This is a genomic window from Pedobacter jeongneungensis (genome assembly GCF_039538295.1).
Taxonomy (GTDB): Bacteria; Bacteroidota; Bacteroidia; order Sphingobacteriales; family Sphingobacteriaceae; genus Pedobacter; species Pedobacter jeongneungensis.
The window spans coordinates 713,141-730,132 of the sequence record NZ_BAABBY010000001.1 but is presented as its reverse complement, the minus strand read 5'-3'; the positions used below and the strand labels follow the sequence as shown (position 1 = coordinate 730,132).

At 40.5% G+C, this 16,992-nt stretch carries 14 protein-coding genes; 9 read left to right on the top strand and 5 right to left on the bottom strand.

The features are described from left to right. Positions 1–94: 94 nt before the first annotated feature. The 3 genes from dnaE to ABD769_RS24985 form a co-directional block, all read right to left on the bottom strand. Positions 95–4,528: a DNA polymerase III subunit alpha gene (dnaE, locus tag ABD769_RS03220; RefSeq protein WP_344849536.1), complete on the bottom strand. Its 4,434-nt coding sequence runs from the start codon at positions 4,526–4,528 to the stop codon at positions 95–97. A gap of 426 nt (positions 4,529–4,954) precedes the next feature. Further along, positions 4,955–5,407: a lipocalin family protein gene (locus tag ABD769_RS03215; RefSeq protein WP_344849349.1), complete on the bottom strand. Its 453-nt coding sequence runs from the start codon at positions 5,405–5,407 to the stop codon at positions 4,955–4,957. A gap of 91 nt (positions 5,408–5,498) precedes the next feature. Beyond that, complete coding sequence (locus ABD769_RS24985) at positions 5,499–5,705, bottom strand: hypothetical protein (RefSeq protein ID WP_425568846.1); 207 nt, start codon at positions 5,703–5,705, stop codon at positions 5,499–5,501. Between the two features lie 334 nt (positions 5,706–6,039). Between ABD769_RS24985 and mdh the strand changes: the two genes are divergently transcribed. The 8 genes from mdh (at position 6,040) to ABD769_RS03175 (ending at position 12,890) form a co-directional block, all read left to right on the top strand. After that, positions 6,040–6,978, top strand: a complete 939-nt coding sequence (gene mdh, locus ABD769_RS03210; RefSeq protein ID WP_344849347.1) for a malate dehydrogenase — start codon at positions 6,040–6,042, stop codon at positions 6,976–6,978. Positions 6,979–7,170: 192 nt separating this feature from the next. Continuing rightward, entirely contained in the window at positions 7,171–7,596 is a 426-nt protein-coding gene (locus tag ABD769_RS03205; protein ID WP_344849345.1) for an aspartyl protease family protein, read from the top strand. Between the two features lie 6 nt (positions 7,597–7,602). After that, a complete protein-coding gene (locus ABD769_RS03200) occupies positions 7,603–7,998 on the top strand; it encodes a group III truncated hemoglobin (protein WP_344849343.1) in 396 nt (131 codons plus the stop codon). Between the two features lie 64 nt (positions 7,999–8,062). After that, complete coding sequence (locus ABD769_RS03195) at positions 8,063–8,596, top strand: SRPBCC family protein (RefSeq protein ID WP_344849340.1); 534 nt, start codon at positions 8,063–8,065, stop codon at positions 8,594–8,596. A gap of 433 nt (positions 8,597–9,029) precedes the next feature. Continuing rightward, positions 9,030–9,707, top strand: coding sequence for a response regulator transcription factor (locus ABD769_RS03190; RefSeq protein WP_344849338.1), 678 nt, complete (start codon positions 9,030–9,032; stop codon positions 9,705–9,707). Further along, on the top strand, positions 9,708–11,060 hold the full coding sequence (locus ABD769_RS03185; RefSeq protein WP_344849337.1) for a sensor histidine kinase: 1,353 nt from the start codon (positions 9,708–9,710) through the stop codon (positions 11,058–11,060). A 378-nt stretch (positions 11,061–11,438) separates the two neighbouring features. Further along, positions 11,439–11,936, top strand: a complete 498-nt coding sequence (locus tag ABD769_RS03180; protein WP_344849335.1) for a hypothetical protein — start codon at positions 11,439–11,441, stop codon at positions 11,934–11,936. 27 nt (positions 11,937–11,963) lie between these two features. Continuing rightward, entirely contained in the window at positions 11,964–12,890 is a 927-nt protein-coding gene (locus tag ABD769_RS03175) for a bestrophin family protein (protein WP_344849333.1), read from the top strand. 254 nt (positions 12,891–13,144) lie between these two features. Here ABD769_RS03175 and gyrB read toward each other — a convergent pair whose 3' ends face one another. Together gyrB and ABD769_RS03165 are read right to left on the bottom strand one after the other, a co-directional pair. Continuing rightward, positions 13,145–15,103, bottom strand: a complete 1,959-nt coding sequence (gene gyrB, locus ABD769_RS03170) for a DNA topoisomerase (ATP-hydrolyzing) subunit B (RefSeq protein ID WP_344849332.1) — start codon at positions 15,101–15,103, stop codon at positions 13,145–13,147. 361 nt (positions 15,104–15,464) lie between these two features. Then, the gene (locus ABD769_RS03165) at positions 15,465–15,824 is read right to left on the bottom strand and encodes a hypothetical protein (protein WP_344849331.1); all 360 of its coding nucleotides are present in this window, start codon (positions 15,822–15,824) and stop codon (positions 15,465–15,467) included. A gap of 492 nt (positions 15,825–16,316) precedes the next feature. On the opposite strand from ABD769_RS03165, the gene ABD769_RS03160 reads away from it, so the two are divergent. Next, a complete protein-coding gene (locus ABD769_RS03160; protein ID WP_344849330.1) occupies positions 16,317–16,913 on the top strand; it encodes an OmpH/Skp family outer membrane protein in 597 nt (198 codons plus the stop codon). Positions 16,914–16,992 lie beyond the last annotated feature (79 nt).

Sequence of the window (16,992 nt, the reverse complement as noted above, 5' to 3'; positions counted from 1 at the left end):
AATTTGACATTATTTTGAGGGAGAGGCATAGGGTAATGAGCTTAGTGCATAGTGTAATTTTAAGCCTCTATGCTTTAAACACTATGCCCTATGCCTAATTAAGCTTATAATTTACAACATTCATTCCCATCAATTGTTCTAAGAACTTGTTATTGGGGTTTATTTTTAAATTTTTCGAGGGTAAATCGAGCATGATCTGTTTTTCGCTATCAAAAACGGCGAAGTTAAGCTGGCAGTTCTGCTGCTCGGAATTTGCCTTATTGTCTGCTAATATGGCTTCGATTTCCCTCATCAGCTGATCGTTAACACGTTCAATCGGTACCTGGATGGTTAAACTTTTAGCAAGTTTATCACGCAGTTCGGACATGAGGTTGATTGCGGTAATCTTAAACTCCCAATCGCCGGCTTTTCCAAAACGTTCGCCCACCCTACCCCTAATCTGCAAGAAATATCCTTCAGTTAAAAATGATTTGAATTTGAGGAAATCTTCACCAAATAAAGCCATTTCGCTGGCATCATCATAATCTTCGAACACAAAAGTTCCGAAAGGTTTCCCTGTTTTGGTAATCCGTTGCGATGCCGTTACCACCAAACCACCAACACAAAGCTCGCGGTTTTTCAGTTTTTCAAATTCGGCCAAAACTTCTTCGTTGTTATCGCCCATTCGCACCTTGTTAATGATGCTGAGCTGCCTGACACCATGGGTACAGAATTTATCGAGTTCGAGTTTATAATTATCCAGCGGGTGACCGGAAAGAAAAATCCCGATGGCATCTTTTTCATATTTCAACCTGTCCATTAAGGCCCACTCCGGCGAAACCGGCAAACTTGGCTCTAAAATCAGATCGGCTTTAGAACCACCAAACAACGAAGCCTGCGAGGTGCTTTCGTTATTCTGGAAATCGTTGGCATATTTGATAATTTTCTCGATACCATTCATCTTATCGTTCGGGCCGATATAAAAATACTGTGCCCTATGACCTCCAAAGGCATCAAATGCACCGCTGTACACAAAACTCTCGTATGCTTTTTTATTTACAATACGGGTGTTGGAACGTTTTGCAAAATCGTAAACACTGGCATAAGGACCGTTGCCATTCCGTTCTTCGATAATACTTTCTACCGCTTTTTCGCCCACTCCTTTTACGGCCGACATTCCAAAACGGACTTCACCTTTAGCGTTAACCGAGAATTTAAGATCAGATTCGTTTACATCAGGGCCTAATACGGTAACACTCATCTGGCGGCATTCTTCCATAAAGAAAGCCACCTGTTTAATATCACTCATGTTGTTGGATAGTACGGCCGCCATATATTCGGCAGGGTAATGTGCCTTTAAATAAGCAGTTTGGTAAGCAATCCAGGCGTAACAGGTAGAGTGCGATTTGTTGAAAGCATAGGATGCAAAAGCTTCCCAATCTTTCCATATTTTTTCTAAAGTTGCCGCATCATGGCCTTTCTCTGCAGCCTGCTTCACAAATTTAGGTTTCATTTTATCCAGAACGTCTTTCTGTTTCTTACCCATTGCTTTACGCAATACATCGGCCTCACCTTTGGTAAATCCGGCCAGTTTCTGCGATAAAAGCATTACCTGCTCCTGGTAAACGGTAATACCATAGGTTTCTTTCAGGTATTCTTCGCAGGCATCTAAATCGTATTTAATTTCTTCCTCACCATTTTTACGGCGTACGAAACTCGGAATATACTCCATCGGTCCCGGGCGGTATAGTGCGTTCATGGCAATTAAATCGTCAAAAACCGTTGGTTTAAGCTCTTTCATGTACTTCTGCATGCCCGGACTCTCGTACTGGAAAATACCGATGGTTTCGCCTCGTTGGAAAAGCTCGTAAGTCATTATATCATCAATCGGGAAATTATCCGGATTGAGGTCGATGCCATGTCTTTTCTTTACCAGTTTTACGGTGTCTTTAATCAGGGTTAAGGTTTTTAAGCCCAGGAAGTCCATTTTTAATAAACCGGCGCTTTCTACAACGGAGTTATCAAACTGGGTAACGTATAAATCAGAATCTTTGGCAACTGATACGGGAACGAAATTGGTAATATCGCTCGGCGTAATGATTACCCCGCAGGCATGGATCCCGGTATTTCTTAACGATCCTTCTAAAATCTGTGCCTGCTGTATGGTTTCGGCACTTAAATCTTTTAATCCACCGAGGTTTTTCAACTCCACCACCCGTTCGTATTCATCGGGGCGTAGTGCATCTTTTAAACTCTTTTCGTCGAGTGTAAAGATTTTGGCCAGCTTCATATTCGGAATCAGCTTGGCAATTTTATCGGCCTCAAAAAGTGGCAAATCCAATACACGGGCGGTATCCCTGATCGAAGATTTTGCCGCCATGGTTCCGTAGGTAATAATCTGCGCCACCTGGCTTGCACCATATTTATTGATTACGTATTCCATTACGCGGCCACGGCCCTCGTCATCAAAATCGATATCAATATCGGGCATGGATACACGATCGGGGTTTAGGAAACGCTCAAAAAGGAGATCGTACTTAATCGGATCTATATTCGTGATCCACAGGCAGTAAGCAACCACCGAACCGGCAGCAGAACCACGTCCCGGACCTACAGAAACATCCCTCCGGCGGGCTTCGGCAATAAAATCCTGTACAATTAAGAAATAACCCGGATAACCCGTTTTCTCAATCGTTTGTAACTCAAAATCCAAACGTTCGGTAACCTCAGGGGTTAGCGTGCCATAACGTTTTTTGGCGCCCTCGTAAGTAAGGTGACGTAAAAACTTATTCTCTCCGCGTTTACCACCGTCTTCTTCATCCTCGGCCACTAAAAATTCTTCAGGGATATCGAATTTCGGTAAGAGTACCTCGCGGGCAAGTTTGTAAATTTCAATTTTATCAAGAATTTCCTGAATATTCAGGATCGCCTCGGGCAGGTCGGCAAAAAGTGCCTTCATTTCATCGCCCGATTTGAAATAGTATTCCTGGTTTGGCAAGCCATAACGGTAACCACGGCCGCGGCCTATTGGCGTGGCCTGTTTTTCACCATCTTTTACACAAAGTAAAATATCGTGCGCGTTGGCATCCTTTTTATTAATGTAATAGGTATTATTAGTCGCTACCAGTTTAACAGCATGTTTATTGGCCAGGGCAATTAAGGTTTCGTTTACACGGTCTTCATCTTCCTGGTTATGGCGCATTACCTCTACATAAAAATCATCTCCAAACTGGGCTTTCCACCAAAGTAAAGCTTCTTCTGCCTGATTTTCGCCAAGGTTTAATATTTTATTGGAAATCTCTCCGGAAAGGTTTCCTGAAAGGACAATGATATCTTCTTTATATTGTTCAATTACCTGCCTGTCGATACGCGGAACGTAATAAAAGCCTTTGGTATAGGCAATCGACGACATTTTAGCCAGGTTATGATAACCTTTTTTGTTCTTCGCCAATAATACCATCTGGTACCCATTATCTTTTGCGGTACGGTCTAAATGGTTATTACAAACAAAAAACTCTACCCCAACAATAGGTGTCATTACCACTTCAGTTGGGCGCTCGCCGGCTTCTATTGCGGCAGCATTTTTAGCTTCGGCAGCTTTGTTGTGGTTTAAAACGTTATTAACAAAGTGGAAAGCCCCCATCATATTGGCATGATCGGTCATGGCTACCGCAGGCATTTTTTGTGCTGCTGCGGCTTTTACCAAATCGGGGATGCTAATGGTACTCTGCAATACCGAAAACTGGGTATGGTTATGCAGGTGCACAAAGGTTGCTGCTGCAAGTTCCTGTTTATTGCCTGCAAGTTCCTGTTTAGAAATCCCTGAACCTTCAGTTTTCTGCTGGCGTTTACGGATTTCGTCAGATGCTGCTTTTAAATTGATGTGCTTTAAACCTGCCCCTTCAATAAGTCCGGGGTTTACCTCCCTAAAACGGGGGAAATATTCAACATCAACCAGTAATTCTTCTTTTTTAAAAACCTCTCTTTTTACCAGCTCTAAGAAACAGCGCGTGGTGGCTTCCACATCGGCGGTAGCATTGTGGGCCTCATTAAAAGGAACGCCAAATAAATAGGAGTGCAATTCAGTTAAGGTTGGCAATTTAAATTTACCACCCCTACCTCCCGGCAATTGCAAAAGCTGGGCGGTAACTTCGGTACAGGTATCTAAAACGGGCATCTCTGCGAGGCGGTTGGCCACACCAAAACGGTGAAACTCGCAACCCATAATGTTTACATCGAAGCCAACATTCTGGCCTACAATAAACTTTGCCTTGTTTAAAACTTCGTTAAACCTGGCAAGCATTTCATCAAAGCCGATTCCCTGCTCAGCAGCAAGCTCTGTAGAAATACCGTGAATCCTTTCGGCATCGTAAGGAATATTAAATCCCTCTGGTTTTACCAGATAATCCTGATGTTCAACCAATCTCCCCATCTCATCATGTAATTGCCATGCAATCTGAATACAACGCGGCCAGTTATCCGTATCGGTAATTGGTGCATTGAAATTGCGGGGCAAACCAGTGGTTTCAGTATCAAAAATTAAGTACATATTGTGCAGTAAAGAATCAGCCGTTGTAGAATAATAACGGTTCTTCAAAAATAGGGAATTTGAGGGTTGAAGTTGTCAGGATTTTATCAACAAAAAATGACCAAACAAATCTGCGGGTTTGCGCTCGTTTATTAACGAGTGCATAAATAGCTAAACGATTTTATCGTTTCTAAAAGATAAACTATTTAACACCAGAGTTTTCTTTTTTCTGGAAATGATTGGTTCGGTTTTTCATGGCGGGCTTCAGTCCCGCTATCCGCTTTATCCCGATAGAAAAAATCGGGATGTCCGCTCCTATCGGGTTTATTGAACAAGGCCAGTGCTTCGATTCAGAAATGGTTCGTGAAGACACGAACCATCGAGTGCAGAAAAAAACCTTGCAGGTTTAAAAAACCTGCGAAGTTTAAAGAAACAGGTAAGGAAAGGTTAAAAATGCTCCTGACTTACCAGCTCACTCACGTCATAGCCTTTCTGCCTGCACCTTTCTATAATATGCACCAATAAATCGGCTTCCATTTTAGGCTCCCGGGCCATAATAAAGAGGTATTTTTCATCGGGGTGCCCTACCACTACATAACTGTAATCGTCGGCCAGTTCGATAATCCAGTAACCGATTTTAAAAGGCCATAAAAACTGGGCTTTCATGTCTCCGTCCGCTTTTTCTTCCTCAAAAAACAGTTTGGAAGTGATCGATTTTTCTTCCGGTTTCCCTTCTTTATGATAGGTGGTGTACACGTCGAAATGATCATCATCGGCCAGGGTATAAGTCTCAGTAGTCTGTTTCCAGTGTTTATCCATTAAGGTCGGGATGGAGTATAAAGAATACCATTTACCCTCAAAGGCTTTATAATCGATATTTGAAATGGGTTTGTTTTCCATGATAATAGGTTTTAATTCAATAACCAACGGATCAGAAATAAAGTTTTATATACCTTGCAAATGTTGAGTTACACTATCAACTGATCAGCATTCAATGATCCCCTTCCACTGTCAATTGCGTCTCCGTCACTATCAATTGCGACCCCGTCACTATCAATTGCGACCCCGTCACTATCAATTGCGACCCCGTCACTATCAATTGCGACCCCGCCAGTATCAATTGCGACCCTTCCACTATCAATTGCGACCCCGTCACTATCAATTGCGACCCCGCCAGTATCAATTGCGTCTCTTCCACTATCAATTGCGACCCCGTCACTATCAATTGCGACCCCGCCAGTATCAATTGCGACTCCGCCAGTATCGATTGCGTCTCTTCCACTATCAATTGCGTCCCCGCCAGTATCAACTGCGACTCCGCCAGTATCGATCGCGAACCAGTCAGTATCGAATGCGTCCCCGCCAGTATCGATCGCGAACCAGTCAGTATCGAATGCGTCCCCGCCAGTATCAATAGTCAGAAAAGCTATATTCAGAACCAGATAAAGTTTTGAAAAGCATTTTTAAACCTTATATTTATTTCTACCTTCGATGGATATTTAACGAAACGCAAACCATTAAAAATATAATATATGAAAGTAACGGTTGTTGGCGCAGGCGCAGTTGGTGCCACTTGTGCAGATAATATTGCCCGCAAAGAATTAGCGAACGAGCTTGTTTTATTAGATATTAAAGAAGGTTTTGCCGAAGGTAAAGCAATCGATATGATGCAAACCGCCACGCTTTTAGGTTTTGATACCAAAATTACGGGGGTAACAGGCGATTACAGCAAAACTGCCGGCTCTGATGTGGTGGTAATTACTTCGGGCCTGCCGCGTAAACCGGGAATGACCCGCGAAGAACTGATTGGCATTAACGCAGGCATTGTTAAAGGCGTTGCCGAAAATATTTTAAAATTCTCTCCGGAGGCCATCTTTATCGTAATCAGTAACCCGATGGATACGATGACCTACCTGGCTTTAAAATCGTTGGGTTTACCTAAACACCGTATTATTGGTATGGGCGGTACATTAGACAGTTCACGTTTCAAATTTTATTTATCGCAGGCTTTAAACTGCAACCCGAACGATTTGCAGGGTTTTGTAATTGGCGGTCATGGCGATACGACTATGATTCCGCTAACCCGTTTAGCTACTTACCAGAGTTTACCGGTAAGCAATTTACTGGATAAAGATACACTTGATAAAGTTGCTGCTGATACCATGGTTGGTGGTGCTACCTTAACCGGACTGATCGGCACTTCGGCCTGGTATGCACCTGGCGCAGCCGGAGCAGCATTGGTTGAAGCCATTTTACGCGACGAGAAAAAACTGTTTACCTGCTGCGTTTCGCTCGAAGGCGAATACGGACAAGAAGATATCTGTTTAGGTGTACCCGTAATTATTGGCCGCAGCGGCTGGGAAAAAATCATCGATTTTAAATTAACCGATGAGGAGCAGGTAGCATTTAACAAAAGCGCCGATGCAGTGAGAAACATGAACAGTGTACTGGCCGAAATGAAACTGGTTTAATACTTATTTACAGCTTATTTTTTGCCACGGAAACACAAAAGCACGGAAATAGATTGATATTCCGTGTATTCAGTGCTTCCGTGGCTGTTTTTTTATAATTAAACATTTGGTCGCCCTGAGCATAGTTGAAGGGCTGATAAATACAAACACAACAGAAATGCTCTGCTGCTCAGCATTGACACTATATTAATAATGAGATCAATTTCAATCCCGCTTAAACTAATAAATTTACAGGACGACGGCTTCCACCTTTTGCTGGAAGTTGTTGTTTTTAAAGAAAAGCATTTGGTTGTGCTCGATACCGGTGCATCGCGGAGCGTGTTTGATAAATCTTTAATTGAAAAACACCTGTCTGAAACGCTCCAGGTATCAGACGAGATTAATGCAGCTACCCTTTTTACCACTACAACCACCATCCAGGCTACCATACCTGAAGTAAAAATCGGTTCTTTAAAAATTAAAGCATATGAAACAGTTGCTTTCGATCTCCAATCGGTAAGCGACACCTATCAGCAATTTGGTCACCCACCCATTATGGGCATTATTGGGGGCGATATTTTAATGCAGTATAAAGCAGTAATCAATTACGACAAAATGGTTTTAAGGCTTTATAAATAACCGGTTATGAAAAAGGACATCAATAACAGGACCGACATTATCCATTTAGTAGATACCTTCTACAAAGATGTTGCGCTTAACCAGACCATAGGCCCCATATTTACCGATGTTGCCAAAGTAGATTGGGCACACCACTTACCCAGGATGTACGATTTTTGGGAAAGTATCCTGTTTGGCAAGGCCACTTACAAAGGCAACCCAATGCTTGTCCATTTTACTTTGAATGATAAAGTATCACTGCAAACGGCACAATTTGAAGCCTGGAAAACAATCTTCTTCCATACTGTTGATGCGCTTTTTGAAGGTGAAAATGCCGGGTTAATTAAACAAAAAGCCCAGTCTATTGCCGATCTGATGCATTTTAAGATCAATTCTCCCCAACCGAAAATCAAAATCGGCTAAGAAAATTCTGCTTTGATTTACAATGGTTTCTTTATAAATTTAAGTAACCAAACTTAAATCAATTATGAAATTCCTGAAAATCTTATTGGGCATTATTGTCGTACTGGCTATAATCATTATTGCAGGTAGTTTTTTGTTGCCAAAAAGCTACTCTGTTAACCGGACAATTACAATTAATGCTCCGGATAGTGTAATCTATAAAAACATTGCCGATTATAATGAATTTTATAAATGGAACGCGTGGTCTAAAATGGACCCGCAAGCTAAGGTAACCATTACAGGAAATATCGCTCAGCCTGGCCACCTGTACCAATGGAACGGAAAAAAAAGTGGCAACGGACAAATGAAAATCAATAAGGTTGAAATCAATAAAATGGTTGATATGGAATTGAAATTCATCAAACCTATGGAAAGTGTTGCAGATACCCGTTTCGATATTGAAAAAGAAACCAACGGAAATAAAGTAATCTGGACCATGAGTGGTGAAAGTAAAGGAATAATAAATAAATGGTTTTGTTTATTTATGGACAATATGATTGGCAAAGATTTCGAAGACGGATTAAAGTCTTTAAAAGAAAAATCGGAGAAAGGGATTTAGCGTTTTAGCCACAATAATATTGTATTGTCAGTCTGAGCGAAGTCGAAGGGTCTCTTTCGTGTTATTTCAGCATCATGCTAACAAATGAACCAATGGCTAATGAACCATTGAAACCCCAGCCACACCAATCGTCATTTAGACCGAAGCGGATAACCACACAGTGTTCAGCGAAGCTAAATCTGTTAGATAGATCTCTCCACTCCGCCATGCTGCGGTCGAGATGACGAGACGAGTAAAAACATTCCGCAATTCCACGCTAATCGTCATTTCGACCGAAGCGGAGAAATCTAAATGAAAAGCCTCTCCTTTTTGGAGAGGCTTTTTATACGTAGCTCCTCAACAACCAAACAATTCTGTCGGCTTTGCGTTAAAAATCAACTATTAATCATTTAAGATTTTGTAATTCGCTATTTTTTAGATTACTTGCCAGCAAATGAATTTATTACTTGTAGAAGATGAACCAAGTGTGGTTTCCGTAATTTCGAGAGGCCTGAGCGATGAGGGCTTTACCGTGAGTATTGCCCCTGATGGTTTAATCGGAAAACAGATGGCCATGGAAAACCAGTTTGATCTGATTATCCTCGACATCATGCTACCTGGAATAAACGGACTGGAACTCTGTAAAATTATCAAAGAATACAAACCTAATACGCCCATTATTATGCTTACAGCACTGGGTACAACCGAAAATGTAGTTAACGGATTGGATAATGGCGCAGATGATTATTTGATTAAACCTTTTAAATTTGCTGAGCTTTTTGCACGGATCAGAATGTTGCTGAGGCGTTACCATGGGGTGGTTTCGCAAGACCAGATTATTACAGTAGCCGATCTGCAAATCAATTTAAGTGCTAAAACCGTAAAACGGAACCAGCAGGAAATAGTCCTCACCGCTACAGAGTATCGCCTGCTCGAATATATGGCCAAAAACAGGTCAAAGATTTTATCGCGGATTGATATCCTTGAAAATGTTTGGGATATCGACTTTAACCTGGGTACTAACGTGGTTGATGTATATGTGAATTACCTCCGCAAGAAAATAGATAAAAATGCCGATCAGAAACTCATTCACACTGCAGTGGGTTTAGGTTATATATTGAAGGAAAAATAGATGAAGATCGCCAAAAAAATCACTTTACTTTTTGCCATATTATCGGCTGTTATTATTTCATTGTTAAGTGGTTTTGTATGGTATTTTTCTAACGAGTTTGCTTTCGAAGATTTTTATAAACGTTTAGAGGCCAGGGTAAACATTGCCGCACAGATTAAATTGTATGAAGACGGCAACAATAGCGCCTATGCAAAATTGCGCAACCAATACCTGGAACGTTTACCTTCTGAAAAAGAATACATAGTACTTGCCGGCGAAGCCATTAATAAAATTGACAGGGAATTGCCCGCCAGCTTTTACAACCGGATAAAGGCGGGATATATGGCCCGCTACAGGGTTGAAAATCATTTCTATGCCGGAAAATTCTTCAAAAGCGCCGACAAAGGATACATTGTAGTGGTTTCTGCCAACGATCCTTTTGGTTTCCGCGAATTAAAAGACCTGCAAAGGATCCTGATTATTGGTTTTTTCCTTTCTGTTATCCTGTCATTTGTTGTAGGCTGGAAATTTTCCAATTACATGTTAATGCCGCTCCGGAATATCATTAAAAGTGTAAAAAGAATCAAAGCGGAGAACCTGCACCTCCGATTGGATGTTAAAAGCGGGAACGATGAAATGTCTCAATTGGCCCAAACCTTTAACAATATGCTTAACCGTTTGGAAACCGCTTTCGAAACGCAGAACAATTTCATCAGCAATGCCTCGCATGAGTTAAGAACCCCCCTAACCATTATCAGCGGTGAAGTGGAACTGGCCTTAAAAACCATCGATGATCAGCAAAAACAGGAAAAGGCCTTATCTAAAATTAAAGATGAAGCTGAAAGACTGGAACATATTTTAACGAGTTTATTGGGCCTGGCACAATCAGGCTTTAACGGTAAAAACCAACCCTGGGAAGAAGTACGCATGGACGAATTGCTCTGGGAGATTAAAGAATCTGTAAACCAGGTTCACCCCAACAGCAAAATTGAGATCGATTTTAGCAAACTTCCTGATGATGAAGAATTACTTTCACTTAGGGTAAATAAAAACCTGATTAAACTGGCCATCAGCAATATTGTAAGCAATGCCTGCAAGTATTCGAATGAAAATCTGGTGAGCATCAGCATAGAAAGTAACGCCAATATGCTTTCTATCGCCGTTACCGACCGTGGCATCGGAATCCCGCAAACCGACATTCAGCATATCTTCGAGCCTTTTTACCGGGCATCGAACACCAACGATTTTAAAGGCTATGGTGTAGGTTTACCCCTGTCTTTAAACATCATACGCCTGCATAGAGGAAGTATTGCCATTAAATCGCAGGAAGGAGTTGGTACGGAGATTAAAGTTTTATTGCCTACGAAAGGTTGATTGGTTTATTAGTCACTGGTCATTAGTCATTGGTTTATTAGCCATTGGTAAATGCAAACTGCCAGTTGTAAACTGTAATGGTATTGGTGATTAGTTTATTGCTAATTGATCATTCATACATGGGGTTAATCGGTTAAATGTTTAAACTGGTTAATTGTAGATCAATCCCAACAATATAACAATTCATCAATCAAGCAATCGAAACTATGCTTTCGACTTCCGCACAAATGAACTAATGCTAATTAACCAATAAACTACCTACTATTCTAAAAAGGAGTACACTCTAATCTCATTCTAATCCCGCTCTTATTTCGCTGTAATAACATCGCGCTAAACTTGTATAAATAATAGTTCAGTTCATTTAAACAAGATATAGCCATGAAAACAGTATTAATACCAACCGATTTTAAATTAGAAAGCATTAAAATCATCGATGCGCTTGTTCAGCACCAGACAAATGAAACTTTAAACATCATTTTTGTACATGCATTTAAACTGTCAGATTCTATTACTGATATGTTAATGCTGAGTCGCCGCAGCCGCGATTACGAAAATGTTAGCGACGAATTTTATCAGGAGTTAAATAAAGCGAAGGCAAAATACCCTAAGCAAATCAATACCATTGGCATTGAATATTTTTACGGAAGTACGGTAGCCGCTTTCAAAAATTTCTTAGAAGCATTTGAGGTATCCAGCATTGCTTACTTAAAAGCCTATGCCTTTACGCCGATCAACAAATACAGCATCGATCCTAAGATCTTAACAGAACGGGCAGGTTGCGAGGTGATCCAGTTAAATGCCTTAATGGTACACAGCAAAGAAAACCTGATCGACACAAAAATACAGGAAGCGCAATTGCAGGAAGCAAACGCTTAATTATTACACCTATAAAAATTTTATATCATGCTGTTACGAAATAATATTCCGCTCACCTATATATTCGGAAAGATCAAAAAAGAAGTCCTGTTTGTGATAGGCTACTCAATAGGTATTGTGGTTTTATATGAAAATTTTCATGTTACCCGCATATCAATTCCTGTGGCGGTGCCAGCATTATTGGGTACGATCATTTCCCTTTTACTGGCATTTCGTTCTAACCAGGCATACGATAGATGGTGGGAGGCGAGGATTCTTTGGGGCGCCATAGTTAACGATTCGAGAACCCTCTCCCGCCAGATATTGTCTTTCGTAGAAAATCCTTATGGACTGGATGAAATTGAAGAATTTAAGGCCCGTTTTATTAAACGGCAAATTGCCTGGTGTTACGCCTTAAGTCAATCGTTAAGGGGTTTTAATGCCAGAAAAGGCCTTGAAGAATACATCAGCGCCGAAGAAATTGCTTTTATTAAAAAACGTAAGAATGTAACCGCCACCATACTCGAGCTACATGCCATGGATTTGAAAAAGGCACTGCAGGAAGGCTGGATCAACAAATACCAACAGATAGAAATTGATAAAACCATTACGGGTTTATGCAACCACATGGGTGGATCGGAAAGGATTAAAAATACTGTTTTCCCGGTTACCTACAGCAAGTACATCAACATGTCTATCCATTTGTTTATCGTATTGTTGCCTTTCGGGCTGATTGAATACTTTGGTTATATGGAAGTTCCTTTAGTAGTAGCTATTGCGGCATTCTTCTTACTGGTAGAAAAAATGGCTGTTCATCTTCAGGATCCGTTCGAGAACAAACCTACGGATACGCCAACCACAACCATCTGCAGAACCATTGAGCGTGATCTTTGCCAAATGCTCGATGATAATAAAATATACGAAGACAAGCCACAAACAGAACTGGCTCCGGTTGGATCTTATTACATTTTGTAATATCCCGCCATTAAGATAATCTCATTAGTTTGAGGTGGTTAGTTAATGCCATTAGTTTTCTTTTTGGATAAAAAGAATCTATGGTTTATAGTGTATAAATAAGACAAAAGCCATTCGGAATCGGATGGCTTTGTTTTTTTTCAGTTTTACAAGGAAGTCAGATAATAACGTCGTATGCACAACAAAAAACCCTCTTCAGGATTTTAACTTGAAGAGGGTTCGTATATTAAAGTCCCATTAAGGGGATTTAGGAGTTAAGCATCAATTTTCGCATATTTTGCATTACGCTCAATAAATTCTCTGCGTGGCGCAACCTCATCGCCCATTAACATGGAGAAAGTATGATCGCACTCTGCAGCACTTTCGATGGTAGCCTGTAATAAAGTACGTGTAGCAGGATTTAAAGTAGTTTCCCACAATTGCTCTGCGTTCATCTCACCCAAACCTTTATAACGCTGAATATGTACACTATCTTCTTTACCGGCACCTTTTAAACGTTGTACAGCCGCATCGCGTTGCACATCCGTCCAGCAATATTCGAATTCTTTACCTTTTTTAACCTGATAAAGTGGTGGCGAAGCAATATAAACATAACCTGCTTCAATTAAGGCCCTCATATAACGGTAGAAGAAGGTTAAAATCAACGTGGTAATGTGCGACCCGTCAATATCCGCATCCGTCATGATTACGATTTTGTGGTAACGCAGTTTGGTTAAGTTCAATGCTTTATTGTCTTCCGGCGTACCAATACTTACCCCAATGGCGGTAAACATGTTCTTGATCTCGTCGTTTTCGTAGATTTTATGCTCCATCGCCTTCTCTACGTTCAGGATTTTACCTTTTAAAGGCAAAATGGCCTGAATGTTACGATCGCGACCTTGTTTAGCGGTACCACCCGCTGAGTCACCCTCTACTAGGTAAATCTCACATCTTTCCGGATCACTGTCTGAGCAATCGGCTAGTTTACCAGGCAAACCCGAACCACCCATTACACTCTTACGCTGTACCATTTCGCGTGCTTTACGAGCCGCAGCACGGGCCGTAGCCGCTAAGATTACCTTATTGATAATCATTTTAGCCTCTTTAGGATTTTCTTCGAGATAGTTACCCAAAGCCTCTCCTACGGCAACATCAACAGATCCCATTACCTCACTGTTACCCAGCTTGGTTTTGGTTTGCCCTTCAAATTGTGGCTCCTGTACTTTTACCGAAACAACAGCGGTTAAACCTTCCCTGAAGTCGTCACCGGTGATTTCCATTTTCACGTTCTTTAATAAACCTTCCTTATCGGCATAGTTTTTTAAAGTACGGGTTAATCCCCTGCGGAAACCGGCAATGTGCGTACCACCCTCGTGGGTATTAATGTTGTTTACATAAGAGTGAACATTTTCAGAGTAACTATCGTTGTACTGGAAAGCCAGTTCAACCGGAACACCGTTTTTAATCCCTTCGATATAAATTGGCTCTGCCAGAATAGAGGTACGGGTATCATCTAAAAAGGCAACAAACTCTTTTAAACCACCTTCTGAATGGAAAGTTTCCGAAAAATAAGAACCGTCATCCAGTTTCTCGCGCTCATCGGTAAGCGTTAATTTAATTCCTTTATTTAAGAAAGATAACTCGCGCAAACGACCAGCTAAGGTATCGTATTTGTATTCGGTAGTTTGGGTAAAAATGGTTTCATCAGGAGTAAATGTTACAATGGTACCACGTTTATCGGTAGTTCCAACTTCTTTCACATCGTACTGCGGAACACCAATTTTATATTCCTGCATCCAGATTTTACCTTCGCGGTGAACTTCTGCTTTTAAATGGGTAGATAAGGCATTAACGCAACTTACCCCCACCCCGTGCAAACCACCGGAAACTTTGTAAGTATCTTTATCAAATTTACCACCGGCGTGTAAAACCGTCATAACGATTTCAAGCGCCGATTTATTTTCTTTTTTATTGATCCCGGTTGGAATACCACGACCGTTATCTTCAACCCTGATGGAGTTTCCTTCTAAAATCCTGACATCGATCGTATCTGCATGACCGGCCAAAGCCTCATCAATTGAGTTATCTACAACCTCGTAAACCAAATGGTGTAAACCTTTAACACCAGTATCACCTATATACATTGAAGGGCGCTTACGCACCGCTTCTAAACCTTCTAAAACCTGTATATTATCTGCCGAATAATTTGACTTTAAATCCTGTTCTTCGCTCATATTTTAATTAAAAACAATAAGTATCAAAAATACGGAAATTTTGGCATTTAAACTAATATGTGGATAAGTTTTGAGCTGTTAAAAGATTGACGCAAAAGCCTCTCCTATTGGATTAAAAGGGGTTTGAAAAGCAAAACCTGTGTTAAAATTCGTGTCTCTCTCCGCTTTACATTACTCCCGAATTTACATCGGGATCCATTTTGGGTTTAGGTGGCTAAAATAATGGTAAATAGTAACGGATTATTCACTAAACGTTCTTACGGAACGAAAAAAACATTTCATTTTTTTTTCTACCTCGGAATCGTCCCTAACGGGACGGTTTATTATAAATCAATAACTGCGTGTTATTACAGTAAAATTGTTAAAGTGTTTTTTTGACCACAGATGCAAACAGATAAACACGGATTTTTATGTCTGTAGCAGCCTTTTCTCTTTCGAAAGATTTATTATAAATCAAAAAATTGTCTGCCATCTTAACCGCAGAGTCATCAGGGAGTTTTTTAACCACAGATGCACACAGATAAACGCGGATTTTATATTTGTGCGCATCCTTTTCTCTTTCGAAAGATTTATTATAAATTAAAAAATTGCCTGCCATTTTAACTGTAGAGTCATCGGGATGTTTTTGACCACAGATACACACAGATAAACACGGATTTTTATGTGTGCGCATCCTTTCTCTTTCGAAAGATTTATTATAAATTAAAAAATTGCCTGCCATCTTAACTGTAGAGTCATCAGAATGTTTTTGACCACAGATACACACAGATAAACACGGATTTTTATGTCTGCAGCAGTCTTTCTATCTTCAGAAAAATCGGGACAAGCTGTAGGTAATTCTCTCTCGGTGCCGTTCCGTAGGAACGATTCCCCGGTAGCCCAATTGTTAAATGGGCGTTTTCGTTCCGTAGGAACGTTTGGTGTTTCGAAATCTGCTATTGCCGCCCTGCAACCCTAAATAGTACCACCAACCGTGCCACTTAAACCCGATGGAAGCGAACATGAAATAAAGCAGACAGCGGGAGTAACAACCATTTGAAACACTGCCCTGGCTTTCCAAAACACAGCAAATAGATTGAGTGGTAGCCTTAGGCCCTTAGCGTTGAGTAAATTAAATGCTCAATGCCAAAGCACCCCGCACCGCAATAGGCCTTTCTTTAAATTGGATATAAAAACTAATTTATATAAGTTTGCTAAAATTTATTAAACAATAATGGAAAGAAGAACCTTTAAAACCTTTGGTTTACTTGCAACAGCAACTTTAATAACTGCTTTCTCTGCATGCCAGAACAAAGACACTAAAACTACTGAAACTAAAAAAACAGAGACTACTGCAGCGGTTTCTCCAACTGAGAAAATTGTGTATGTAAACTCTGATTCGTTACTTACGAAATATGAATACTTTAAAGATCTTAAAGTAAAATTTGAAGGAAAGACCAAAAATGCGCAGGCAGATATGCAGGCTAAAGGTCAGGCTTTTCAGAGAGAAGTTGCTCAGTACCAACAATCTGCTTCTACCTTATCTGCCGATCAACGTAAAAGTACCGAAGAGCGTTTAGCACGTAAACAACAGGAATTACAAACTTATCAGCAAAATGCAGGTGGTGCTTTACAAAATGAGCAGGCTACTGAAAATGAGAAATTGTATGATAAAGTTGCTCAATATTTAAAAGGTTATGCTAAAGAAAAAGGTTATAAAATGGTTTTAACTTACTCAAAAGGTAACAGTTCTATTTTATTTGCTGACGAAAGTTTAGATGTAACATCTGAAGTAATTAAAGGCTTAAACGCAGAATACAGCAAAAAATAAGCGAAAAGATATTTAAATGAGGATGCCCCGCAAAAATCGGGGCATTTTTTTTGTGCTGTTATTTTTAGATTTTAGCGGC